This is a genomic window from Sulfitobacter sediminivivens, assembly GCF_042611115.2.
GTDB lineage: Bacteria > Pseudomonadota > Alphaproteobacteria > Rhodobacterales > Rhodobacteraceae > Sulfitobacter > Sulfitobacter sediminivivens.
Window position 1 is genome coordinate 131,151 of sequence record NZ_JBHGAR020000008.1, and the last position, 23,790, is coordinate 154,940.

Below are 23,790 nucleotides of genomic sequence, written 5' to 3' on the forward strand. Positions count from 1 at the left end.
ACAGATCAGCTGTACCAGTCGCCCATGCGCACTTCGATATCGCCGCTTAGCATCTTGGCAAAATCTGCCGGATCCTGCGTCCCACCGTCCCGCCCGCGGTAGTGATAGGGATAGACATAAGTGGGTGCAAACTCAGACACGGCTGAGGCGGCAGCGTTGGCGTCCATGGTGAACGGCAGATTCATGCAGACAAACGCCAGATCAATATCCGTCAAGGCGCGCATTTCCGGCACATCTTCGGTATCGCCCGAGATATAGACCCGGAACCCATCAAAGTTCAGCACATAGCCATTGTCGCGGCCCTGAGGGTGAAAATTCTTGCGCTCTTCGGTGGTGTTATATGCCGGGATCGCGTCGACCTTCAGTTCTTTGAAAGTCGCCGATGCGCCGTTGGCCACCGCGCTTGCATTTGCTTTGACGCCATCTGCGAGCATGTCAAACACCGCCGGGTTGGTGATGATCTGCGTGTTTTCTTTCACAAGAGCAGCGAGCGTGTCAGCGTTATAGTGGTCCCCATGTTCGTGGGTGATCAGGATCAGATCGGCGTCCGGAAAATCAGCGTATTGCGCCACATCACCCACCGGATCGGAATAGATGGTGCCAACTGGCGTTTCCATCACAAAGGAAGCATGGGCCACAGGATGCACCTTGATCGGTCCGGCGGCTGTTTCGAACATATCGCTGGCATGTGCTGCGGCGTGCGCGGCATAGGGCAGAATGGTGATTGCCCCGGCTGCAGCGGCAGAAGTGGCAAGGAAATGGCGGCGTGTCTGGGTCATGTCAGGCTCCTTGGTTATGCTATGAAAGAAACTAGCGTTGAAGGCCGACAATTCAATGCGCTACCGGTCATCACCGGTGTCTTGATCCTCATCGGCCAATTCTTGCTCCATCGATGCTTGCGCGGCGGCGGCAACTGCCTGTTTTTGATCCGCATTGAGGTCGGCCACCTTTGCATCGGCCAGACGTACAGTCACTTCGCGGTGTGCAAAGCGAATGTTCTCGCGTTCAAAAAGCGACCGGATTTCTTCGAACACACGTTTGCGCACCAGCCATTGATCGCCGGGTTTGGTCATGAATTTGACCCGGATGATCATCGCGCTGTCCTGCATCTCAATCACACCTTGGGATTTGAGCGGCTGGATAAAATTCTCACCGATCACCGGGTCATCGAGCAGTTCGATACCAAGGTTCTTGATCAGCTTTCGCACCCGTTCGACATCGGTGTCATAGGTCACGCGCAGGGGCAGTTTCATGATTACCCAGTCGCGTGAATAATTGGTCATGACCTGCAGTTCACCAAACGGAATGGTGTGCAGATAGCCCAGGTGATGGCGCAATTGAAACGACCGCACCGAGATCTTTTCAACCGTTCCCTTGACCCCGCCAACGTCCAGATATTCGCCTTTGCGAAACGCATCGTCGAACAAGAAGAACGCCCCTGCAAACACATCGCGCACCAGCGCCTGTGACCCGAAACCAATGGCGATCCCCACAATCCCGGCCCCGGCAAAAAGCGGCCCGACGTTAACGCCAACCTCCATCAGGATGATCAGCAACACGGTAACGACGACCAAAATCAGGGTGAAATTCCGAAACAGCGGCAGCAGAGTTGCAAGTCTGGTGGCAGACGATCCGCCGCCCTCCGCACCCAATTCGACCTCTTCTTCTTCCCCAACCTCTTCCTCAATCTTGGTGTCGATCCAGATGCGAAATGCGTGGTAGATCACATAGCCGATAAAGATGATCACCATGATGTCCAAAAGCCTGTCAGCATAGCTTTCGACCATTTCGGCCCCGTCGCTGTCCCAGATGTAGAAAAACGCATTTATGCCAGCGACAAACGCCAGAATACCAGCAACCCGGCGCGCCAATGCCTCAAAGGAATTCAAAGTGCGACGCGGTGCTATGGCGGCGCGCGCCTCTTCTTCAGCAGCGACCAGACGGGCGTGCTCACTTCCGGCGGCAACGTCTTGCTCCGTGTCACCCGGCTGGTCCGACGCCGTTGCATCTGCGTCAGCTACCACAGCGGCCTGTGTCTGTTCTTCGGAGCGGATGGCGTTGAGACGACGGATCGCGCGGGCGCGTGAAAACCCACGCTCAATCACATAGTTGATGACGCCGTAAACCACGATAATGGAAATCAGGATGCCATAGGCACCCGCAATCAGCGGGATCGAGCTTGGGTTCGCCAGCACCAGATCATAGGTCAGTGCGAACCATGCAAAGAGCACATAAAGAACGACAGTCGGTGCCCAGATATAGCACAAGATGCGGATGACCAGACTGCATTCATTCAACGGTTTGCCGTGGCGCAGTGCTATGTCGATGGCCTTGCGGTTCACGAAAACCAACAGGATATTCATCAAGACAACAAAGGCCGACATGAAGGACGCCAAAAAGGCATAGACGTCATAGTTCAACCCCAGTTCTGCAATCCAAAGGCCAAATAAAATGGCGCAAATATCGAGAGACGCCAAAGCCCATAACCATCGGTGCAACCGCTTTGCATCGTGATCGTTCAATGCCGGAATGCGGTATTGCGGCAGATAAGGCGACAGGATCATCCGCCACAGACCAGCAACAAAACGGCAGGCGAAATAGCCGATATTGATCAGGGTGACAGTGAACTGCATCGCGGTATCGTTAAGCGATCCAAAGATGGCAAACCCCAAGACGTAAGCAACGGCCATCGACACCAAAATGCCGACGACACCCATGACAAAGCGGTAAATCAGAAACGGCATTTTCTCGGAATAGCCCTGCGGATCATCCATGATGCGCGCGGTCACAAACGGCTTTACAAGACGTTTCCCGTAAATCTCGCGCTCCACAAGAATACCTGCGGCAAACATCAGCAAGCTGTAGAACAACGCCTTGCCGAAGGCCCACAAGGTTCCGTCTGGGCTTGCCGCGCGCAGTATATACAAGACTTCCCGAAATGCGTCCGGCAATTGCAACAGACGTTCCACCAGCGCGCCCCGGAATTTGATCGCGCTGTCTTGCATTTTCATCAGCGCGGAATGTTCCGGCTCGCTCTCAACGACCGCGGCATCCTCGACCAGGGGTGCCTGGGACAGCAGATTGCCGGCGCTGTCGATCACAACAACACCGACGCCGCTTTCCTTGGCCTGACGCATGATTTCTTCGATGTTCTGCGCTGGGGTATTCGCCGTTTCGGTCGTCGATCCGCCCGGAAAAATTGCCCCCATGCTTTGCGCTGCAACGCTGGTCGGCAGATGTGCCAAAGACATCAACAAGGCAAAGAAACAAATAATAAGCGCGCGCATGTATATTCCCAAAAGCGGCCCAATAGACCTCGCAACACGGTATGTCAGCCCCAGAAGCTTTGCAATTGCTGCGAAACAGCCACAAGGTGCCAAACGATCACCATTGCGTGCAGTGTTTTGCAAGCCGGAACGATCTGTGCCATAGCGAAAAGTACCCTGCTCGGGCCGCCTCAGACATCAGAAAACCAAGGATCCGATATTGGCCAAGCAAGCCCTGAATTCTCAGCCAAAAGAGCGCATCGCCGTGCTTGGTCTGGGCGATGTCGGTCTGCCACTGGTGCTTGCCGTGCCCAGCGCCGGTTTTGAGGTGGCGGGTCTTGATACCCATGCACCCACGATTGCCACGTTCAAGGACGGCCACAACCCAAGTAATGAGGTGTCCGACATCCCCGTCGCAACGAGCGCGGCGCGTTTCAGCAGTGGCCCCGAACGGGCAAACCCCTGTGATGCCGACCATTCGATTTCTGACGTTGTGCATGATCCATGGGTTGGCTCTGTCCGTTTGACGCATGTGCATGGCGTAAACGCTGTCGATAGAACGCAAAACGGCAGCTATGACCCCGTGATCGTTGCCGTCGGGCATCGCCAATATATCGAGATGGGCAATGATGCGATCGGTGCCTTGGGAAAACCCGGCACGGTGCTATACGATATTAAAGGAATATTTGGGAAATCAGGCAGCGACCTGAGGCTCTAGGCCGACCCGGGAATAGGTGAATTTTATGCGGCAGACCGGGACACGGAAATACAGGGCAGGATCAGCATCGCGCCGGATCATGTTCTATAGCCACGACACGTTTGGGCTGGGCCATTTACGCCGTTCGCGCGCTCTGGCAACGGCATTGACGGAAGACAACGACGAGACCTCAGCGATCATCCTCACGGGCTCACCAGTTGCGGGGCGGTTCACCTTTCCCGAGCGGGTCGATCACATTCGTCTGCCCGGTGTCACCAAATTGCCCGACGGCAGCTATGTGAGCCAGACGCTTGGCCTTGATATCGACGACACCACGTCACTACGGGCCGGGTTGATCCAGACCGCCATCGAACAATACGAACCCGACCTTTTGATCGTCGACAAAGAACCCACCGGATTTCGGGGGGAGCTGTTGCCAACTCTGGAATGGCTGCGTCTGCGCGGGCGCACCCGTACCGTTCTGGGCCTGCGAGATGTGCTGGATGAACCCGAAGTACTGACCGCGGAATGGGAACGCAAAGGGGCCCTGCAAGCGGCGGAGAACCTCTATGATGAAATATGGGTCTATGGCGTGCGCGATGTTTATGACCCGACCGAGGGCCTGCCGTTGTCGGACGAACTGCGCAAACGCATCCACTGGACCGGGTATTTGCGCCGCGAGGTCACGGATGAGGCCGATGCACCAGCTGACCCTTATGTGCTGATCACGCCGGGCGGCGGCGGCGATGGTGCGACCATGGTTTCGCTGGTTTTGTCAGCTTATGAACAGGATCCGGATTTATCACCGAACGCTTTATTGGTGTATGGGCCGTTCCTGTCCGGTGACGTGCGCGATGCGTTTGACGCCCGGGTGGCCAAGTTGAACGGCAGGGTCACTGCAGTGGGGTTTGACAGCCGCATTGAATCGCTTTTTGCTGGGGCCGAAGGTGTCGTGTCGATGGGCGGCTACAACACGTTTTGCGAGGTTCTGTCGTTTGACAAGCGCGCGGTGATCGTGCCGCGCATCGTGCCGCGGTTGGAACAGTGGATCAGGGCCAGCCGTGCCGAACAATTGGGGTTGGTGCGGATGCTGGATGAAACCCGCGATGGCCTGACCACCGACGCGATGATTGACGCGATCCGAAATTTGCCCAACCAAAGCAAACCATCACAAGCAGGGGCAAACGGCCTGCTTGATGGATTGGACGTGGTGAAAAAGCGGGCAGAGATGTTGATGAACGGGGCCGAAGGTCAATGAGCGCAGGGACGCTTGCCGTGGTCGTCAAAGGCTGGCCGCGTCTTTCTGAGACATTCATCGCGCAGGAACTTGTTGCCCTGGAGGAAGCCGGTCTGAACTTTGACATCTGGTCCCTGCGTCACCCGACGGACACCAAGACACACCCCCTGCATGACCGCCTGACAGCAAAGGTGCGCTACCTGCCGGAGTATCTGCGCGATGAACCGCGACGGGTCGCGCAGGCGATGGGGGTGGCCGTTGATCTGCCGGGGTTTGATGCGGCTGCGGCGGCCTATGCGGCCGATGTGGCACGCGACGATACCCCCAACCGGCGGCGGCGTTGGGGGCAGGCCTGTGTGATGGCCGCCGAACTGCCCGGTGATGTGTTGGGGATCTATGCGCATTTCCTGCACACGCCTTCCTCTGTCGCGCGTTATGCCGCGATCCTGCGGGGGCTGCCGTGGTCCTTTTCGGCGCACGCCAAAGACATCTGGACGTCACCCGAATGGGATCTGCGAGAAAAGCTGTCTGCGGCCAGCCACGGTGCGGCTTTCGGGGTCACTTGCACCGGATTTGGCGCTGCACATCTAAAAAAACTGGCAGACGATCCGGACCGCGTTGATCTGGTCTATCACGGGCTCGATCTGGACCGTTTTCCAACCCCGACTTTGCGAAAACAGCGTGCCAAAGACAGTCCGTTCAGGATGATGTCGGTGGGGCGGCTGGTCGAAAAGAAAGGGTTTGATAACCTGATTGACGCGCTGGCGCTCTTGCCCAAATCACTCGACTGGTACTGGACACACATCGGCGGCGGCACGTTGGATGCGCAGATGCGCGCACGTGCGGATGCCGCCGGGGTAAACGCGCGCATCACCTGGCGCGGGGCCTGTGATCAGCCCGAGGTGATCGCACAAATGCGCGACAGCGATCTTTTCGTGCTGCCCTCTCGGGTGGCGCAAGATGGTGACCGTGACGGGTTGCCCAATGTATTGATGGAAGCCGCCAGCCAAAAGCTGCCGATCCTCAGCACCCCGGTTTCCGCAATTCCGGAATTCATCGAGAACGGCAGGCACGGGATGCTCAGCGACGATGCCCCGTCTTCTTTGGCCATGGCCATGATGCTCTTTGCAGATGATCCTGCCCTTGGTCCCGCAATGGCGGAAAAGGCTTATGCACGGCTGTCGTCCGAGTTCACAATGGCACCGGGGATTGACCGTATCTCTCGTCGGCTTACGCAAATGCTCAACGGGGCAGGCTGATGCGGCTTGCCTTTTACGCACCGCTAAAACCGCCCGTTCATGACGTGCCGTCGGGCGACCGTGCCATGGGTCGCGCGTTGATCCATGCGCTTGAACACATTGGGGCCGAGGTGACGCTGGCCAGCACGTTGCGGACCCGTGATGGGACAGGCGATGCGCAGGTGCAGAGCACATTGATTCAAAAGGCGTCGCTCGAAATTACGCGGTTGATTGCGCAGGGACGCGCGGCGGGGTGGCACGCCTGGGTCAGCTATCACAACTACTACAAAGCCCCGGACCTGATCGGGCCAGCGGTCGCGCGGGGCCTGAACATTCCCTATTTGCAGGTTGAGACCAGCCGCGCGCGCAAGCGTCTGCAAGGCCCGTGGGCCAAGTTTGCCAAAGCGGCAGAAGCGGCGGCAAATGCAGCAGATGTGATTTTCTACCTCACGGAACGAGACGCCGAAACGCTGCGCCGGGATGCACCAGAGGGCCAGCGGCTGATCCATTTGCACCCGTTTCTGGACCGCGATGACCTGCCGCCGAGATCAACACTGCAAGGTCCCATATTGGTTGCCGCGATGATGCGTCCCGGTGACAAGCTGGCCTCGTACCAGATCATTGCAGAGACTTTGGCTCTGATACCAAAGGACAGATGGCGGCTGCACATCGCCGGGGACGGGGCAATGCGTGCGCAAGTGGAAGCGCTCATGGCACCATTTGGGCAGGCCATCACATTTTTGGGCGCACTTGATGCCGATGCAATGCAGCACTCCTTTCAATCGGCGTCCCTGTTGTTCTGGCCCGGCGTGAACGAAGCCTTTGGCCTGACCTATCTTGAGGCACAGGCAGCCGGTGTGCCGGTGGTCGCCCAAGACCGGCCCGGCGTGCGCGAGGTGTTGGCACCGGGGGATTATCCGACACCGGATGCGGGTGCCCCTGCCCTCGCCAAACGGCTGATGGCGTTCATTGATACGCCAGAGAAAAGCGAGGCCGCAGGTCAGCGCGCCCGCGATCACGTCGCCGCACACCACCTTTTGAATGCCGCCGCCGAAACCCTGCGACAGGGGTTGGCCTTGACTGGAGTTGCCCGATGATCCACCTTGCCCTTTTGCGCCACGGCCATACCCCCTGGAACAGGGCGGGCCGCATTCAGGGTCGCACTGATGTCGATCTGGACACCGATGCACGCGCAGAATTGTCCGAATTTCGACTGCCTGCCCCTTGGGATCAGGCCGATCTGTGGTCCAGCCCGCTGTTGCGCGCCGCTGAAACGGCGAGGCTGGTCAGTGGCCGCACCCCGAAAACTGATCCCGCCTTGATCGAGATGAACTGGGGCGATTGGGAAGGGAAACAGGGCACCATCCTGCGTGCCGATCCTGCATCGGGGTTTCGCGATATTGAGGAGTGGGGGTGGGGTTTTACCCCGCCAAACGGGGAAAGCCCTGCCGCCTTGCGGCGGCGGTTGATCCCCTGGGCCGAAGCATTGACGCAGGATGCGGTCGCCGTCTGCCATATTGGTGTGATGCGGGTGTTGATGGCGCAGGCGACGGGATGGGACTTTGCCGGGCCCGCGCCATTTCAGATAAAGCGCAATCGGCTGTTCATCTTGCATATTGGCGCGGATGGATGGTCTGCCGATCCAGATCCCGTGCGTTTGATAAAGGCCGCACCATGAGGGTGTTGACGTGAACGTCATGATCGTGGTCACGCATCTTTTGGGCACCGGGCATCTGGCCCGCGCGCTGACGCTGGCACGCGCCTATATAACGTTAGGACACACCGTCACCATCGCATCTGGCGGCATGCCCGCAGCGCAGCTTGATCGCGGCGATGTCCAAATTCTGCAACTGCCGCCTGTGCGCTCTGACGGGGTCAACTTCACCGTTCTGCTTGATGATCAGGGCGCGCCCGCCTCGGACGCAATGATGGGCGACCGCATCGCTGCCCTGCTGGGTCGACTGGCCGCTCAGGCTCCCGATATTCTGATCACCGAACTTTTTCCCTTTGGCCGTCGAATATTACGCGCTGAATTTGAGGCACTGTTACAGGCCGCCCACAACCTGCCCCACCGCCCGCTGATCTGTTCGTCCATCCGCGATATTCTGGCCCCGCCATCGAAACCCAAAAAAGCGGTTCTGGCAGATCAATTGATCGACACCTTCTATGACATGGTTTTGGTCCATTCCGACCGCGATGTGACACCGCTCGAACTAAGCTGGCCCGTGTCAGAGGCCCTTGCACCGAAACTGCACTACACCGGCTTTGTGGCCCCCCCGGCCCCGTCACCGCACCCCCAGCGCAGCGGCACGAATGAGGTGATCGTCAGTGCCGGCGGAGGAGATGTCGGCGCACATATTTTCGCAGCCGCAATCGGTGCCGCGCGCCAAGACCCCGACCGCCATTGGCGCATTTTGGTCGGGGGTGCGGATGCCGCAGAACGCGGTGCGGATATGGCGCGGGCGGCCCCTGCCAATGTAACCGTTGAACCTGCGCGTCCTGACTTTCGGCAAATGCTTCACCATGCCGCCGCATCCGTTTCAATGTGTGGCTACAACACCGCGCTCGATGTTCTGCAAACCGGATGTCCGGCAGTTTTCATCCCCTTTGATGCAGGTAGCGAGGTTGAACAGGGTCTGCGCGCCGATGCCTTGGCAAGATTGCCGGGCATCGCGGTGCTGCGCAGTGCGGATTTGTCGCCCGATCGTCTGACAAAAGCACTTCTGGAGGTAACGCTTACCGCCTGCCGCGCCCCGCGGCAAGCCGGGTTTGACGGGGCACGCGAGACGGTCAAGATCACCGCGCATCATCTTGAGGCCATGTGATGAAAACTAACTGGTCCCCCCTGACGTCTGAGCTGGCGCGTTGGCGCGATGAAGGCCGCCCCTTGCCTTTATGGTGGCGTGATGATGATGCGGTTGAAAACACACCCGCGTTACAGACCTTGCTGGGCCTGGCGCAAGATTTGAGACTGCCGGTACATGTTGCGGTGATCCCGAAAACCGCAAAACAAACATTGGCTAATGCCTGTGCCGCCACGCCTTGGGCCATTCCGGTGGTCCACGGATGGGCACATCAAAATCACGCCCCGGACGGACAAAAGAAAGCCGAGTTTGGTCATCCGCGGGCGCAAGCGGAAACGGAAACTGCCGCGGGCCTGACCTGTTTGCGCGGGCTGTTTGGCAACGACCTGTTGCCAATGTTTGTGCCGCCCTGGAACCGGATTGATGCGAGCATTATCGCGCATTTGCCTCAGCAAGGCTATGTCGCCCTGTCCACCTATACGCCACGCGAAACACGTCTTGCAGCGCCCGGATTGGTCCAGATCAACACGCATATGGACCCTGTCCATTGGCGGGCTGGCGGTGGTTTGGTGGCACCTGAGCTACAGATAGCGGCGCTCGTTCAAGTGTTGACCGACCGCCGCGAGGGGCGGGCCGACGCCACCGAACCGCTTGGATTTCTCACCCATCATTTGGTGCATGATGCAGCGATATGGGAGTTCACCCGCGCATGTCTGTCAATCTTGCTGGAGGGCGGTGCTGTGCCATGTGATCTGCGCGCCGCACTGCCTTAGCCAGGCCGCAGTCCCAGAATTTCACGCGCCTGTGCGGGCGTCGCAACGGGGCGTGCATATCTCTCGCAGAGATCCGCCGCCCGTTTGATCAGGGCCGCATTTGACGGTGCAAGGGTGTCTTTGTCTATCCGCACGTTATCTTCCAGACCCGCACGCGCATGACCGCCTGCGGCAATTGCCCAGTCGTTCAGCACGATCTGATTGGGACCGACACCTGCCGCACACCATTGCGCATCGGGTGACAGGCGATTAACCGTTTTAATATAGAAATCAAAGGTTTCTCGGTCGGCAGGCATAGCGTTCTTCACGCCCATCACAAACTGGATATACAATTGCCCCGGAATACGCCCATCGCGGTTCATTTCGGCCGCTTTGTGGATGTGGGACAGATCGAACGCCTCAATTTCGGGCTTTACCTCATACTGACGCATCTCTGAGGCCAGCCAATCCACCAACTGCGGCGGGTTCTCATAAACCCGCGTGGGAAAGTTGTTGGAGCCGACAGAGAGCGACGCCATGTCTGGCCGCAAGGATAACATACCGCCCCGTTCCTGCCCGGCACCAGACCTGCCCCCGGTGGAGAATTGGATGATCATACCCGGACAATGTTTCCTGACCCCCTCTTGCAAGGCTGCAAACTTCTCGGGGTCCGACGACGGTGTTTCATCGGGATTGCGGACATGGGCGTGGCAGATAGACGCCCCTGCTTCAAACGCCTCATGGGTCGATTCAATCTGTTCCGCGATGCTGATCGGCACCGCCGGATTGGCGGCTTTTGTCGGCACGGAACCAGTGATGGCGACGCAAAGAATACAGGGGTTTGGCATGTCGGTGCTCCGTCGGTATTTTGTCGGTATCGCGTCGGTGTGCGGGACCGATGGGGATGTGCGGCGAGTGTTCCACATCGGCACCCCGGCTGTCGATGGGGCTACCGCTTTTTGACGAACTCGGTCAGGATCACAATCCGCTGGCCATCAACGCGCCCCTCGATATGGGCGGGATTGTCCTGAACAAGGCTGATCTTGTGAACCGCCGTGCCGCGCTTGGCGGTAAAGCCTGCGCCTTTGACGGGCAGGTCCTTGATCAACACCACGGTGTCGCCACTGACCAGCGGCTGGCCGTTGCTGTCTTTATGGTCGGTCTGATCCGGCACATTGTCAGCCCATGCACGGGTGTCATCATCAAGGTACAGCTGATCGGCAAGGTCATTGGCCCAGGGCTCAGCAATCTGGGCCAAGGTGCGCGCGGCAAGCACCTGAATGGCCGGGTCTTCGGACCACATGGTGCTGGCAAGGGCGCGGAAATGGTCGGGATTTGGATTGCCGAGCTGATCGGCGCAGAAGCCACAGATATCGGCAGAGGCATCCGCAGGACCACCGGGAACGGCGGTGGTGATCAGCGGGGTGTCGGGCGTGGCGCACAGGGGGCATGTCATGGGATCGGTGTAGGGCGGGTTCCGGCGATCTGCAATTGCTTTGTCGCGCAGGCGGCACACCAAAGGCCGCCTGTCCCTGTGCATAAGGAAACGCCGCCCTGAAACGGGAAAAGGCGCCAGGGGTTTGGACCGAAATCCTCTCCAACCTGACGCCTTCTTGAACCTATCATCCCCCCAGAGGGCGATATTTCGGCCCAGCTTGATCGGGGCGTTACCACCCGTCTCCGAGACTGCTGATCCGAAAACCAACTGTCCCCCACGCCAACCCTGTTGATACCGCCCTTTCGCCACGGGTCTTTCAACCCCACGCGATCCGACCTGCATCCTGAGAGAGTTTGCGAAACGGGCCTGACCCCGAAGAGCCTATCCCGAAACGCCACCACCCTTAGGGGCCTTTGCGTCCACTCCTTTGTTCTAAGAACGCTGGAACGGTGAAATCAGATTGCGCACGGTAGGTGAGTCGCGCAACAGAAAAATCGCAGGTGAGCGAAATTTCTTGTGGATAACATGTTGAATTTGCAGGGGTTTCCCCTGTGGGTAACTGGTGGATAACCGCGAAAATGCGTTTAGGTGCGGCGGGTTATGGGGGGAAGGGTCTGGGCAGGTTGGGGCAGACTGCGGCGGCCAAAATTTTGCATAGGATCACGCAAGGGCGGCACCCTTGCGGCAGGTGCAGGCAGGGGAACCGGTGAGATGCCCCCGTTGCCCCGACCCACCCTTAGCGCAGAATGCGTTTGGCCACCAAGAACGCCACAGGCAGCGCAACGACCGCCCCAACGGCTGCGGCCCCAAGGATCGGGATCAGACTGACGTGTCCCATGGTCAACACGGCAATCACCCCCGCCCCGGCAAGCGAGGTGGCGATGATGGAATAGAGCATGGCGGCAAGGCGGAACATGGCTTCGGTCCTTTCGAGGGGTGGAAGGTTTGAAAGGACGGATAGCAGGCGGTGTAGGGGGTGGGCTTTGATTTGGGTCAAGTGATGTGGGTACAATTTAATTTAGGCGGTTAGTACGGATTCACTGCAATCAATCTATTACTGCTAAAGCGGTGAATAAGCCAGAACAATTGCATAAAAATGTGCATTAAGTAAAAATACGATAAGTGCACCCAAAGCAGGCAATGCACCTGATCGAATATCAATTTTTAGCCGATCACTGTTGAGATTTTCAATTCCTTTAGTCCGAACCAATTTATCTAAGAATGGAATGAATGGAATTGAGATTACTAGGAGTAAAATGGATACACTAATGAGGCCAGACTTCGGATTTACTGCCCACAAATAAGATGATAAGGTCGCTGAAAGTCCGGCACCTAGATAGGGTGGTATTGGCCCCACAACGAACGCATGGCATTTATTCGGGAAATATCTCGACACCAAGAGTGCTAGTAAGACTACTGACATGGGAATGGCTATTCCAACAATTATCGGCAAAGTGTGCACTTCCAAACCGCTAACCATCTTATCAATATTCGAAAACATGTCTGTGCCCCTTATTTCCTAGCACTTTTGCCCCTTACTTTCCTTTTCAATACATTTCTTAAGATAATCCCTTTGTTCTGCGATCCTAATCTTCAAATTTTCGAGGCGATGAGGATAACCTAACCTATTTATTTCATAGCAAAGTTGCTCCGGGGAGTACCAAGTCACAGCAATTGGGTGTTTTTTTGTTTTCTTTCCCAAACACATAATACGATTGTATTCTTCTAAGAGATTGATGGCTTGGTCAATTGATATAATATGTTGCTCACAATCTCGGACACTACCTATTGACGTTCTATTGTTTGCCAGTGGAACGGGGGTTCCACGCCCTATGTCGCATGGTATCGTATCTGCCATCTTGTCTTTATGAATAATAGCGTATGCCTTTTTGGTCAGAGGATATTTTTCCGACGATCCTTGAGAGAAGCCCATTCTTGGCATCCAACTCACGATAAAAATATTCAGAATTAGAAAGAGTAAAAAAAATAATATGCGATTTTTATGCTGTTTCACGTTTCGCATGCTTTTTTACTTTCTCAACTTCAAATGAAGATCAATGCACCGTGCGGGAACGCGCATTGCTTTGCAATACAATACCCCATTCAGGTCGCGATACACGCACCCACGGGGCTCCGCCCGTTCACGCCTCAATCGCTCCACTGGAGCGTTTGCCGGGGCAAGCCCCGAACCGGCGTTCACCCATCCATTTTCAGTGCGCTGATGAAAGCCTCCTGTGGAATATCCACCTTACCAAATTGACGCATCTTCTTCTTACCGGCCTTCTGCTTTTCCAGCAGCTTCTTCTTGCGCGTGGCGTCGCCACCGTAGCACTTCGCCGTCACGTCCTTGCGCATCGCCGACAAAGTCTCGCGGGCGATCACTTTGCCGCCAATCGCCGCCTGGATCGGGATTTTGAACATGTGGCGGGGGATCAGGTCTTTGAGCTTTTCGACCATCGCGCGGCCCCGCGCCTCGGCCCGGTCGCGGTGGACCATGGTGGACAGGGCATCAACGGGTTCGTCGTTCACTAGAATCGACATTTTCACCAATTGGTCGGTGCGATAGCCGATCATCTGATAATCGAATGACGCATAGCCTTTGGTCACGCTTTTCAGGCGATCGTAGAAATCAAACACCACTTCGTTCAGCGGCAGATCATAGACCACCATGGCGCGGGACCCGGCATAGGTCAGGTCCAGCTGGATGCCGCGGCGGTCCTGGCAGAGTTTCAGCACAACGCCGAGGTAGTCATCGGGCACCAGAATCGTCGCCTTGATGCGCGGCTCTTCGATATGTTCCACAAACGTCAGATCGGGCATGTCGGCGGGGTTGTGCAATTGCGTGACCGTGCCGTCCTTCATGTGGATGTCATAGATCACCGATGGCGCGGTGGTGATCAGGTTGATGTCATATTCACGCTCAATCCGGTCGCGGATCACCTCAAGGTGCAGCAGGCCAAGGAAACCGCAGCGAAAGCCAAAGCCCAGTGCGGCGGAGGTTTCCATTTCAAAGCTGAACGAGGCGTCGTTGAGCGCCAGTTTTTCGATGCTGTCGCGCAGGTCTTCGAATTCGGCAGCGTCTACCGGGAACAGGCCACAGAACACCACTGGCTGCGCGGGTTTAAAGCCGGGCAATGGCTTGTCGCAGCCGCGTTTTTCGTGGGTGATGGTGTCGCCGACACGGGTGTCGCGGACCTGTTTGATCGAGGCGGTCAGGAAGCCGATTTCACCGGGGCCGAGCACATCAATTTCGGTCATTGCCGGACGGAACACACCGATGCGGTCGACATGGTGGACCGACCCGTTCTGCATCATCCGCACCTTGTCGCCTTTTTTCAGCTGACCGTCGATGATGCGGACGAGAACGATCACGCCGAGATAGCTGTCGTACCAAGAATCCACCAGCATCGCCTTCAAGGGCGCATCAAGGGTGCCTTTGGGCGCGGGCAAACGGTGCACCACGGCCTCAAGCGTTTCGTGAATACCCACACCGGTTTTGGCAGAAACGCGGATCGCTTGGGATGCATCAATGCCGATGACATCCTCAATCTGTTCGGCCACACGGTCACACTCGGACGCGGGCAAATCGATCTTGTTCAGCACCGGTACGATCTCGTGATCCGCATCCAGCGCGTGATAGACGTTGGCCAATGTCTGCGCCTCGACGCCCTGGGTGCTGTCAACAACCAGCAGTGACCCTTCGACGGCGCGCATAGACCGGCTGACCTCATAGGCAAAGTCCACGTGACCGGGGGTGTCGATCAGGTTGAGGACATAATCCTCGCCATTGTCGGCGGTATAATTGATCCGCACGGTCTGGGCTTTGATGGTGATGCCGCGCTCGCGTTCGATGTCCATGGAATCAAGCATCTGTTCCTTCATGTCGCGGTCGGCCACGGTATTGGTCGACTGGATCAAGCGGTCAGCAAGCGTGGATTTACCATGGTCGATATGGGCGACGATGGAGAAATTGCGGATGTGTGAAAGTGGTGTCATGAAGGGGATATGATGCGGTTTGGGGGGTTGGTCAAGGTGGTTGATGGCGCATGTTGCAAGACCTGCAATCGGGACGGGTTTCACAAGACGCGTCTTGAAAAGCTCACGCTTTCGTGGGGCCGGTTTGGAATACGCACTGTGCGCAGATGCACGGACCTCAAGCGAATGTGCAATTCAAAGTGAACCAATTGGTTCCTATCTTGGTGGTATAGCCTGCACCGACGGGGTGCGGGATCTTGAGAGGATATGACCTTGGCCCGAACCACTATATTCCCCGCAGTTGCAGGCACCGTCATAGCAGCGAGCCTGCCCTTCGCAGCACAGGCCCAGGATACGGGCGTGAGCATCGATTTTTACGGTCAGTTGAACCTGGGCATCATCAGTGTCGATGACGGCTTTGGCTCAGAAAGCGCGTTTACAGACAACGACAATTCAAACAGCCGCGTCGGAGTGATCTACAAACAAGGTCTCTCCAATGGTGGCGAATTCAGGCTACACTTTGAATCCGCACTGGGATTGACCGGATCCAGCAGCATCAGCCGCGGAAACGATGATTTCGAAGAGAACTTTCGCCGCACCGACCTCCGCAAATTCGAACTCATCTATCAGACGCCCAATATCGGTACATTTTCAATCGGTCAGGGCAGCATCGCCACGGACGGTTCGGCAGAAGCCGATTTTTCAGGTACCAGTGTGATCGCCTATTCATCGTTGCAGGATCAGGCGGGGTCACAGCAGTTTCGCCTGTCCACTGGTGCCAATGCGGGCACAACGGTTGGCAATGCGTTTAGTGCATTTGATGGATCACGGCGTTTCCGCGTTCGCTATGACACGCCAACCTACAATGGCTTTGGATTGGCCGTTTCCGCGGGTGAGGAAGTCCTTGCACGCGGCAATGATGGCGAATTTTACGACCTCGGACTGAAGTACGACAAAGACTATGGCCAGTATAAAGTTGCCGGCAGGCTTGGTTATTCAATTCGTGACAGCGCAGAGGAATTGCTGCTGGGGTCGGTGGCGATCCTGCATGAGCCAACGGGCCTCAATCTGGCCGTTGCGGGCGGGCGTCAGCAACAGGGCGACGACAATTATGTCTATGTCAAAGGTGGCATAAAGCGCGATTGGTTCGCATTCGGAGAAACCGCCGTATCATTGGACTATTATCAAGGCGATGATTTCCAGACCTCGGGTTCGGAATCAACTTCTTATGGCATTGCAGCGGTACAAAAGCTGGATGCCTATGAGGTGGAACTTTATGCCAGCTATCGCCGCTTTGAATTTGAAAACGCAGGACCACCGATCGAAGATATCGACGTTGCCTTTGTCGGGGCACGCTGGAAATTCTGATCCCTGCCATCCGGGGGTGCGCGAGACGTGCCCCCCCTCAAACGTGAATTGCCCCCTGCCCGCAAATCCGGCATACTCCCGCATAGGCAGAACCGGACCACCAAGGGGCAAACCCCAAAGGTCCACGGGTAACGAGGCAGTAAAATGATACGAATGATTGTGGCATCTGTGGCGTTGGTCAGTTTGGCCGCGTGTGGGGGCGGGTCGCGCTATTCCAGCGGCAACGCAAATCGCGGCTATTACGCGCAACCGGTGCTGTTTGCGACAGGGCCCATTCATCGGGCATGTGTGTCCGCCAACCGAAAGGCGGCGACGCCCGCGCGCTGCGGCTGTGTGCAGGCGGTAGCAGACCAGTCTCTGGATGCCGGAGATCAACGGCGCGGCGTCCAGTTATTCAAAGACCCGCATAAGGCGCAGGAAATTCGGCAATCCAAAAATGCCAGCAATGAACGCTTTTGGCTGGCGTGGAAAGAATTTGGGCAAAATGCGGCGGCGGCCTGCGGCAACGTCTGAGTATTAATCGCAGTCCCTGTCAGCCCGTCTCAAGCGGCGGGCCAAACCGTTCGATCAACCGGCTGGCGATCTGATCACGCGCGGCCCTGAATTGGACCAGTTTGGCATCGCGGTTGTCACCAAGGCCAGTGGGATCGAGGATCGGCCAATATTCGACGGTCAGGTGAAAAAATCGCGTGAGTTCTAGCGCCCGGCGCTGGCTGGCGGGTGAGAGCGCAATGACAAGATCAAAGGATGACAGGTCGTCGCCCCATTGCTCCATCTCGTCAAAACTGCGCGACCGGTGACGGCTGAGTTCGACATTTATTTCGGCGCAGACAGCGATGGAAAACCCATCAATTTCCAAATCATTCTTGACCCCGACCGATTGCACATAGGTATCGGTGCCATAGAATTTTTTCATGATCCCTTCGGCCATGGGGGACCGGACAGCGTTGTAATCGCAACAAAAAAGTACCGATTGAGGTAATTCTTGCGTCACGCTTAGCCCCCGAAGTGTAGAACGCAGATCAGGGTGAACAGGCGGCGCGCGGTGTCGGCGTCAATTTCGGCCTTGCCTTCAAGTCGTTCCTGCAAGACCCGGCTGCCTTCGTTATGGATGCCGCGCCGAGCCATGTCGATGGTTTCAATCTGGCTGGGTGGCAGTTTCTTGACCGCGTCGAAATAGCTTTCGCAGATCTGAAAGTAGTCTTTCACAACCTGCCGGAAGGGCCCGAGCGAGAGATGGAATTCCGCCGCCTTTTCCGCGTCTTCGGTGTTCACATCGAACACCAGCCGTTTGTCGCGGATCGACAGGCCAAGGTGGTATGGGCCTTGCAGTGGTGCACGTTCATCGCGTGAGGGCAGGACAAATGTATTGTCTTCCAGAAGGTCAAACATGGCCACCTTGCGCTCCTGCTCGATCTCGGGCGTGGGCGGCGGAAGGTTCGCGTCATCTAGGACGATATGGGTGATGCGGGACATAGGGCGACACTCTTGAACACGTGAGGACAGTTGGTTGCAGTTCTGGGTTGTCTAGACTAGCCGCCCTCTTTGATCAATCGCGGTACTGCCCTGAGCAAAGTCTGGCCATCATTGTCTTATTCAGGCTGCACATATGGATGCGCCACGGCCCTGACACCGTCAATTGAGCTTATCAAGGCGGGCCGTGACGCTCAGCCCATGCGCCTCAAGGCTTTCAGATGTGGCCAGTCGCGCAGCCGCAGGGCCAATGGCCCGCAGCGCATCAGGCGTCATCCGGGCCAGCGTCGTGCGCTTCATAAAGTCCAGCACCGACAGCCCAGACGAGAACCGAGCCGACCGCGCAGTTGGCAACACGTGGTTCGGGCCGCTGACATAATCGCCAATGGCCTCTGGCGTCCATTGACCAAGGAAAATCGCGCCCGCGTGGGTGATCTGGCTGCTCAGCGCCTCTGGATCCGCCACACACAGTTCAAGGTGTTCGGGGGCAATCCGATTTGACAGAGCGGCGGCAGTTTCAAGGTCAGGCACGGTGATGATCGCCCCGTTGTCGCGCCAGCTGACCCCGGCAATCGCGCGGCGTTCAAGGGTTTTCAGCCGCTCGTCCACCGCCTGCGCGACCTTCTGACCAAAACCCGCATCGGTGGTGATCAGTATGGATTGCGCGCTTTCGTCGTGCTCGGCCTGAGAGAGAAGATCAAGGGCGATCCAATCAGGGTTATTGTCCGCATCCGCGATCACCAGAATTTCGGATGGACCGGCAATCATGTCGATGCCGACCTTGCCAAAGACGCGGCGTTTCGCGGCGGCCACAAAGGCGTTGCCGGGGCCCGTGATCTTGTCCACGGGCGCAATCGTGGCGGTGCCATAGGCAAGCGCCGCAACGGCCTGTGCGCCGCCGATGCGGTAAATCTCGTCCACACCCGAAATATGTGCTGCCAGCAGGACCAGCGGATTCAGCACGCCATCCGGCGTCGGCACCACCATCGCCAAACGCGGCACGCCCGCGACCTTGGCCGGGATCGCGTTCATCAGCACGGACGACGGATAACTTGCCAAGCCACCCGGCACATAGAGACCTGCAGCCGATACCGGTGTCCAGCGCCAGCCAAGCGTGGCCCCCGCGACATCGGTCCATTCCGCATCTTCAGGCAATTGTCGGGCGTGGTATGCGCGGATGCGCGTAGCGGCCAGTTCAAGGGCGGTCCGGTCGTCCGGCGTGACCTTACCTATTGCATCTGCGATTTCTTCGCTGGTGATGCGCAGGGTGTCTGAGGTCAAGGTGATGCGGTCAAACTTGGCGGTCAGATCAAACACCGCCGCATCACCGCGCGCCCGGACATCGGCGATGATATCTGCAACGACGGCATCCACATCGGGACTGTCCTCGCGTTTGGCATTCAGCAGCGTGGCAAAGGCGGCTTCAAAATCCGTCGAAGTGGCGTCTAGGGTCACGGGCATGGGGCGGGATGCTCCAGAAAAAGAGACAAAGGTCAGGGCAGGATCATTCGGGGTGATGCGGAAGCATTTTTGACGGGGCGACATAGGGTTTTGTGACATCCTTTAACGTCACCTCAACCGCCTCAACCTCCAGCCGGATCGCACCGTCCCCTGCAAGTGTCAGGATAAGATGGCCCGACGGCGCATCGGTCTGCTCAAACGTGATGCTGAGCAGGGACAGAATGGTATCGGCATCGCCCTTTGGCACGCCCTGACTGGCGACGGCGCGCACATTGTTGAACATCAGCACCGATTGCACACGTTCCGGGCCATGACGGGTATTGCCGTCATCCTCCCAGCGGACCCGGTTGAGCAGCAGCGCAAACCGCGCGCCCTTTCGGTGCCAGCGCATCTCGGAGGCCGGAAACACCGCATCCTGAGAGAGCGAGGAAATCACCGCAAGATCATCGCCATCCAGCGCACCCAGATTAAGCGGTGCCTCACGGCCGTCCTCGAAACGTGCATCATCGGTCATTTTTCGGATATCCGTTCAATATTGGCACCCACGCCGCGCAGCTTGGCCACGACATGCTCATAGCCCCGATCAAGGTGATAGACGCGCGCCACTTTGGTTTCGCCCTCTGCCGCCAGACCCGCAAGGATCAGGGACACTGAGGCGCGCAGATCGGTCGCCATCACCGGCGCACCTTTGAGTTTCTTGACACCTTTGACCGTGGCCGTACCGCCGTGAACCTCGATATCGGCCCCCATGCGTTCCAGTTCGGGGGCGTGCATAAAGCGGTTCTCGAAAATCTTTTCTTCCAACACCGACGTGCCCTCAGCCGTGCACAACAGCGCCATCATCTGGGCCTGCAGATCAGTCGGGAAGCCGGGGAACGGTTCAGTAATGACATCAACCGCCCGAATGCGACCGTTCTTACGCGCAACACTCAGACCGCTTTTCGTCTCTGTCACGGAAATACCCGCCGCATCGAGTTTTTCACAGAACGCCTCAACAAGGCTTAGCTTGCCACCCAGCAGCTCCACCTCGCCGCCGCAGATCGCGGGGGCCAGCATATAGGTGCCCAGTTCAATCCGGTCCGTGACAACGCGGTGGGTGGCACCGTGCAAACTGTCCACGCCCTGAACGGTAATGCTAGGGGTCCCATCGCCGTCGATCTGTGCACCCATGGCGCGCAGACAGGTTGCCAGATCGACAATCTCAGGCTCGCGGGCTGCGTTGTTGATCACTGTCGTGCCCTTGGCAAGGGTCGCGGCCATCATGATATTCTCGGTCGCACCGACACTCGCAAAGGGAAAGTCGACAACCGCCCCCTGCAGCTTTCCGCCCTTGGCCTTGGCGTGGAGATAGCCATCGCGCAATTCAATCTCTGCACCCATTTTCGCAAGGCCATCGGTGTGAATGTCCATCGGGCGTGCCCCAATCGCACATCCACCGGGCAGCGACACTTCGGCATGGCCTTCGCGCGCCAAAAGCGGACCCAGCACCAGATTGGAGGCGCGCATCTTGCGCACGATATCATAATCCGCACGGGTATTGACCGCGCCATGGCTGGACATGGCGATCACCTGACCCCCTTGCAGCGACGTGACCTCAGCACCCAAAGATCTGAGCAATTCGGTCATTGTGCGGATGTCACTGAGGCGCGGCGCATTGGTCAGTGTCAGCGGTTCTTCACTGAGCAATGTTGCGGGCATCAGGGTCAGGCAGGCGTTTTTGGCCCCTGCAATTGGGATTTGACCGCGCAGTTCGCCGCCACCTTTGACCAGAATAGAATCCATTAACTTTAGCTTTCCTGTTCGGACCCATCCGGCCCATTGCCTGTGTTCCCCTGCCCCTTGTCGCCTTTACGCGCACGGCTTTGTGCCTTGCGCCGCGCCATGTTGGCCTTTAACGCCGCTTTCAGCCGCTCCTCACGGATTTCAGCCTGGGTTCGGGGCTTTTGAGGGGCCGTATCTTTTGCCATGCCGCTTGTCTAGCGCAGGGGTGCAGCAGCGTCCAGATTAGGGTTGCACCATAAAAGGTTTGCCGCTAATCACCCGCTCACGATGCTGTGGTAGCTCAGTGGTAGAGCACACCCTTGGTAATGGGTAGGTCCATTCCAAATTGGTGTGTTAGAACAGTGAGTTAGCAGTGTGAGGTAAAAATTAGTAGGGTATTAGTAGGGCATATGCCCTGCTGCTCTGAAATGGCTTGGCTGCTGTAGCTCAGAGGTAGAGCACTCCCTTGGTAAGGGAGAGGTCGAGAGTTCGATTCTCTCCAGCAGCACCATAAGACAATGATTTTAAAGTATAAAAACTCCCCAACGTCGACCGCACACTTTACCTATTCGGCTTCCTAAGAAGCGTCCCAATGGACGTGATCCGAGAGCGCTATTGTCTAGATTGTAGCCAATTACTGTCGTTGAAGCGTTGTGCTATCAATCCTTAGGTTCTTTCATCGCCAGGATGCGTTCGGAGATGAGTTCTACTGGGCCACGCAACCTATCGACGTTGATGATGATGTAACCGCCAGTTACGTCGGCGGATGAGCGATGGTTGAGCAGCCGTTTGAGTGCATAGTGTGGGATGTCGAGGCTTTCAGCAATCGTAATGTAAGTTCTGCGCAAGTCGTGAAGGGTGAAAGTTACGCCTGAGGCAGCGGCGACCCGTTGAGAGAACTTTTTGGGCTCGACAATGTGACCTGCTGGACCTTTGCCGGGAAACACCCATGGCGATGACCCGGCGTTTTGTTTTCTGTCTCGGAGCAACGCGAAGAGGTAGTCAGACACCGGAAGCATCAGTGGATCGCCATTCTTAGTTGTCGGCAAGTGCAGCTTGCGCTCGTCAAGATCAATGTTCTCCCATCGCAGGCTTGCGACCTCGTTGCGGCGCATCCCGGTGAAAAGTGCGATAAACATGAAGTCGCGCGCGTAGTCGGGCTCTTCCATCACTGCCGCCCACCATGCGGGAAGCTGTTTGGCCTCAATAATTGTTTGACGCCGCCGCTCCTTGTTCCAAGCTCTTGCTTGGCTAAGAATACTTACTGGATTTGGCGGGAGGTTATCTTCCGTTGCTGCGATGAAATTGTAGACCGAGCGGAAATGACGGAATGAGTCATTTGCAGAAATCTTTCCGTTATTGCGCGACATCTCTTGGTGCTTTTTCAACACCATCTGTCGTGTGATCTCATTGATTGGCTTTTTCGCCCACGATCTAAGGTATTTGTTCCCTGTGCGCGAATAGTTGTCTACCGTTGCCTTTGCCAGATCCGGTCTGGCTTCAAAGAACTTGTTGAAGGCCTTTTCAACCGTCATCTTTTTTACGGATTCTTTACGCTTCTCAGCTGTCGGATCAACGCCGTCTGCCATGTCGCCCAAAATTACCAGAGCTTTCTTGCGAGCGATTTCTGGCGCGAACACGTCGGCCCTCCCGATCGTCACGCGTCTGGTACGCCGGTTCACCTGTCCCTCAGCAAAAAACACCTTGGACCTTGATCCAACTCTCAACCCAAAGCCGGAAAGCATAGTGTCACGATAGAAAACCTGCCCATTCTTGGGAAAGGGAACTTCGTCAACAGCGCGGCGCGTAAGACGTAAACTTGGCATAGTGACCCTCCTTGTGGCCACATGTCATTATAAGCACATCCAAGGAAAAAGCTCGACTTTTCATCTGGTTATGCAATCGCAGGATACTGCGTCTGGTAAGATGAAAGGCTATCGAATTCCGCGCCGATAAGAGAACGATACCGCCGTAGCTCAACTGGTAGAGCAATTGCTTCGAAAGCGATGACTTGGGGGTTCGAACCCCTTTGGTGGCACCAGTCTTCCCCCCATTTCCAACGAAATTAAACACTGGAATCAACGTCTTCGACAAGCCTGTAAGGTGACGACTACGCTGTCGAATTCTAGACATCCAAGCTAAGCTGCGCTCAGGATTGGCAAAATGGTCAATCTCGGGGCGTGTCCGTCGTCATATAAATTGGGACATCAGAGCGGCTTGAGCATTGGAGGTTCTGGCTCGTTTGTGTGATTGATTATGCTGCTTGTTTTTGATGTTGCAAGCGGCGTTGTCGGATTGTCTGTTTCTTGATCTTTTGCCT

24 protein-coding genes and 1 tRNA gene are annotated in these 23,790 nt (G+C 56.9%); 10 read left to right on the top strand and 15 right to left on the bottom strand.

The window, feature by feature from the left end; genetic code table 11:
* Positions 1–5: 5 nt before the first annotated feature.
* Together ACEWL3_RS10560 and ACEWL3_RS10565 are read right to left on the bottom strand one after the other, a co-directional pair.
* Entirely contained in the window at positions 6–779 is a 774-nt protein-coding gene (locus ACEWL3_RS10560) for an MBL fold metallo-hydrolase (RefSeq protein ID WP_386183267.1), read from the bottom strand.
* A 60-nt stretch (positions 780–839) separates the two neighbouring features.
* The gene (locus tag ACEWL3_RS10565) at positions 840–3,287 is read right to left on the bottom strand and encodes a mechanosensitive ion channel family protein (RefSeq protein WP_386183265.1); all 2,448 of its coding nucleotides are present in this window, start codon (positions 3,285–3,287) and stop codon (positions 840–842) included.
* A gap of 199 nt (positions 3,288–3,486) precedes the next feature.
* Here ACEWL3_RS10565 and ACEWL3_RS10570 point away from each other — a divergent pair, with 199 nt between their 5' ends.
* The 7 genes from ACEWL3_RS10570 to ACEWL3_RS10600 are packed head-to-tail and all read left to right on the top strand — an operon-like array spanning position 3,487 to position 10,015.
* The gene (locus tag ACEWL3_RS10570; protein WP_386183263.1) at positions 3,487–3,984 is read left to right on the top strand and encodes a hypothetical protein; all 498 of its coding nucleotides are present in this window, start codon (positions 3,487–3,489) and stop codon (positions 3,982–3,984) included.
* A 25-nt stretch (positions 3,985–4,009) separates the two neighbouring features.
* Entirely contained in the window at positions 4,010–5,221 is a 1,212-nt protein-coding gene (locus ACEWL3_RS10575; protein ID WP_386183261.1) for a glycosyltransferase family protein, read from the top strand.
* A complete protein-coding gene (locus ACEWL3_RS10580; protein ID WP_386183259.1) occupies positions 5,218–6,459 on the top strand; it encodes a glycosyltransferase family 4 protein in 1,242 nt (413 codons plus the stop codon). The genes ACEWL3_RS10575 and ACEWL3_RS10580 overlap by 4 nt, the downstream gene beginning before the upstream one ends.
* Positions 6,459–7,535, top strand: a complete 1,077-nt coding sequence (locus ACEWL3_RS10585; RefSeq protein ID WP_386183256.1) for a glycosyltransferase family 4 protein — start codon at positions 6,459–6,461, stop codon at positions 7,533–7,535. The genes ACEWL3_RS10580 and ACEWL3_RS10585 overlap by 1 nt, the downstream gene beginning before the upstream one ends.
* Positions 7,532–8,116 (top strand): histidine phosphatase family protein, encoded by a 585-nt coding sequence (locus tag ACEWL3_RS10590; RefSeq protein WP_386183254.1) that lies wholly within the window; start codon positions 7,532–7,534, stop codon positions 8,114–8,116. The genes ACEWL3_RS10585 and ACEWL3_RS10590 overlap by 4 nt, the downstream gene beginning before the upstream one ends.
* Before the next feature lie 10 nt (positions 8,117–8,126).
* Positions 8,127–9,263, top strand: coding sequence for a glycosyltransferase family protein (locus ACEWL3_RS10595; protein ID WP_386183252.1), 1,137 nt, complete (start codon positions 8,127–8,129; stop codon positions 9,261–9,263).
* Positions 9,263–10,015 (top strand): polysaccharide deacetylase family protein, encoded by a 753-nt coding sequence (locus ACEWL3_RS10600; RefSeq protein ID WP_386183250.1) that lies wholly within the window; start codon positions 9,263–9,265, stop codon positions 10,013–10,015. Before ACEWL3_RS10595 ends, ACEWL3_RS10600 begins: the two co-directional genes overlap by 1 nt.
* Here the strand turns inward: ACEWL3_RS10600 and ACEWL3_RS10605 are convergent.
* The 6 genes from ACEWL3_RS10605 to lepA all read right to left on the bottom strand — a co-directional run bounded on the left by ACEWL3_RS10605 (position 10,012) and on the right by lepA (position 15,428).
* Positions 10,012–10,842, bottom strand: a complete 831-nt coding sequence (locus ACEWL3_RS10605; RefSeq protein WP_386183248.1) for a 3-oxoadipate:acetyl-CoA acetyltransferase — start codon at positions 10,840–10,842, stop codon at positions 10,012–10,014. The two genes, ACEWL3_RS10600 and ACEWL3_RS10605, sit on opposite strands and share 4 nt — an antisense overlap.
* Positions 10,843–10,943: 101 nt before the next feature.
* Entirely contained in the window at positions 10,944–11,450 is a 507-nt protein-coding gene (locus ACEWL3_RS10610; protein ID WP_386183480.1) for an alkylphosphonate utilization protein, read from the bottom strand.
* 718 nt (positions 11,451–12,168) lie between these two features.
* Positions 12,169–12,348 carry a hypothetical protein gene (locus tag ACEWL3_RS10615; protein WP_386183246.1) on the bottom strand — a complete coding sequence of 60 codons (180 nt, stop codon included), beginning with the start codon at positions 12,346–12,348 and terminating at the stop codon, positions 12,169–12,171.
* Positions 12,349–12,492: 144 nt separating this feature from the next.
* Positions 12,493–12,933, bottom strand: a complete 441-nt coding sequence (locus ACEWL3_RS10620) for a hypothetical protein (protein WP_386183244.1) — start codon at positions 12,931–12,933, stop codon at positions 12,493–12,495.
* Between the two features lie 18 nt (positions 12,934–12,951).
* Complete coding sequence (locus tag ACEWL3_RS10625; RefSeq protein WP_435000845.1) at positions 12,952–13,455, bottom strand: hypothetical protein; 504 nt, start codon at positions 13,453–13,455, stop codon at positions 12,952–12,954.
* A gap of 173 nt (positions 13,456–13,628) precedes the next feature.
* Entirely contained in the window at positions 13,629–15,428 is a 1,800-nt protein-coding gene (gene lepA, locus ACEWL3_RS10630; protein WP_386183240.1) for a translation elongation factor 4, read from the bottom strand.
* A gap of 252 nt (positions 15,429–15,680) precedes the next feature.
* Between lepA and ACEWL3_RS10635 the strand changes: the two genes are divergently transcribed.
* Positions 15,681–16,775 carry a porin gene (locus ACEWL3_RS10635; protein WP_386183238.1) on the top strand — a complete coding sequence of 365 codons (1,095 nt, stop codon included), beginning with the start codon at positions 15,681–15,683 and terminating at the stop codon, positions 16,773–16,775.
* A gap of 144 nt (positions 16,776–16,919) precedes the next feature.
* Positions 16,920–17,288, top strand: coding sequence for a hypothetical protein (locus ACEWL3_RS10640; RefSeq protein WP_386183236.1), 369 nt, complete (start codon positions 16,920–16,922; stop codon positions 17,286–17,288).
* A gap of 19 nt (positions 17,289–17,307) precedes the next feature.
* On the opposite strand, the gene ACEWL3_RS10645 is transcribed toward ACEWL3_RS10640, so the two are convergent.
* The 6 genes from ACEWL3_RS10645 to ACEWL3_RS10670 all read right to left on the bottom strand — a co-directional run bounded on the left by ACEWL3_RS10645 (position 17,308) and on the right by ACEWL3_RS10670 (position 21,676).
* Positions 17,308–17,769, bottom strand: coding sequence for an arsenate-mycothiol transferase ArsC (locus tag ACEWL3_RS10645; protein WP_386183235.1), 462 nt, complete (start codon positions 17,767–17,769; stop codon positions 17,308–17,310).
* 2 nt (positions 17,770–17,771) lie between these two features.
* Positions 17,772–18,251 carry a UPF0262 family protein gene (locus tag ACEWL3_RS10650; protein WP_386183233.1) on the bottom strand — a complete coding sequence of 160 codons (480 nt, stop codon included), beginning with the start codon at positions 18,249–18,251 and terminating at the stop codon, positions 17,772–17,774.
* 159 nt (positions 18,252–18,410) lie between these two features.
* Positions 18,411–19,709 carry a histidinol dehydrogenase gene (hisD, locus tag ACEWL3_RS10655; protein WP_386183232.1) on the bottom strand — a complete coding sequence of 433 codons (1,299 nt, stop codon included), beginning with the start codon at positions 19,707–19,709 and terminating at the stop codon, positions 18,411–18,413.
* Positions 19,710–19,752: 43 nt separating this feature from the next.
* Entirely contained in the window at positions 19,753–20,223 is a 471-nt protein-coding gene (locus ACEWL3_RS10660) for a DUF2948 family protein (protein ID WP_386183230.1), read from the bottom strand.
* Positions 20,220–21,491, bottom strand: coding sequence for a UDP-N-acetylglucosamine 1-carboxyvinyltransferase (murA, locus tag ACEWL3_RS10665; RefSeq protein WP_386183228.1), 1,272 nt, complete (start codon positions 21,489–21,491; stop codon positions 20,220–20,222). The genes ACEWL3_RS10660 and murA overlap by 4 nt, the downstream gene beginning before the upstream one ends.
* Before the next feature lie 5 nt (positions 21,492–21,496).
* Positions 21,497–21,676 (bottom strand): hypothetical protein, encoded by a 180-nt coding sequence (locus tag ACEWL3_RS10670; RefSeq protein WP_386183226.1) that lies wholly within the window; start codon positions 21,674–21,676, stop codon positions 21,497–21,499.
* A 230-nt stretch (positions 21,677–21,906) separates the two neighbouring features.
* Between ACEWL3_RS10670 and ACEWL3_RS10675 the strand changes: the two genes are divergently transcribed.
* Positions 21,907–21,981: transfer RNA gene (locus ACEWL3_RS10675), tRNA-Thr, on the top strand.
* Positions 21,982–22,129: 148 nt separating this feature from the next.
* Here ACEWL3_RS10675 and ACEWL3_RS10680 read toward each other — a convergent pair.
* Complete coding sequence (locus tag ACEWL3_RS10680) at positions 22,130–23,296, bottom strand: tyrosine-type recombinase/integrase (protein ID WP_386183224.1); 1,167 nt, start codon at positions 23,294–23,296, stop codon at positions 22,130–22,132.
* Between the last annotated feature and the right edge of the window lie 494 nt (positions 23,297–23,790).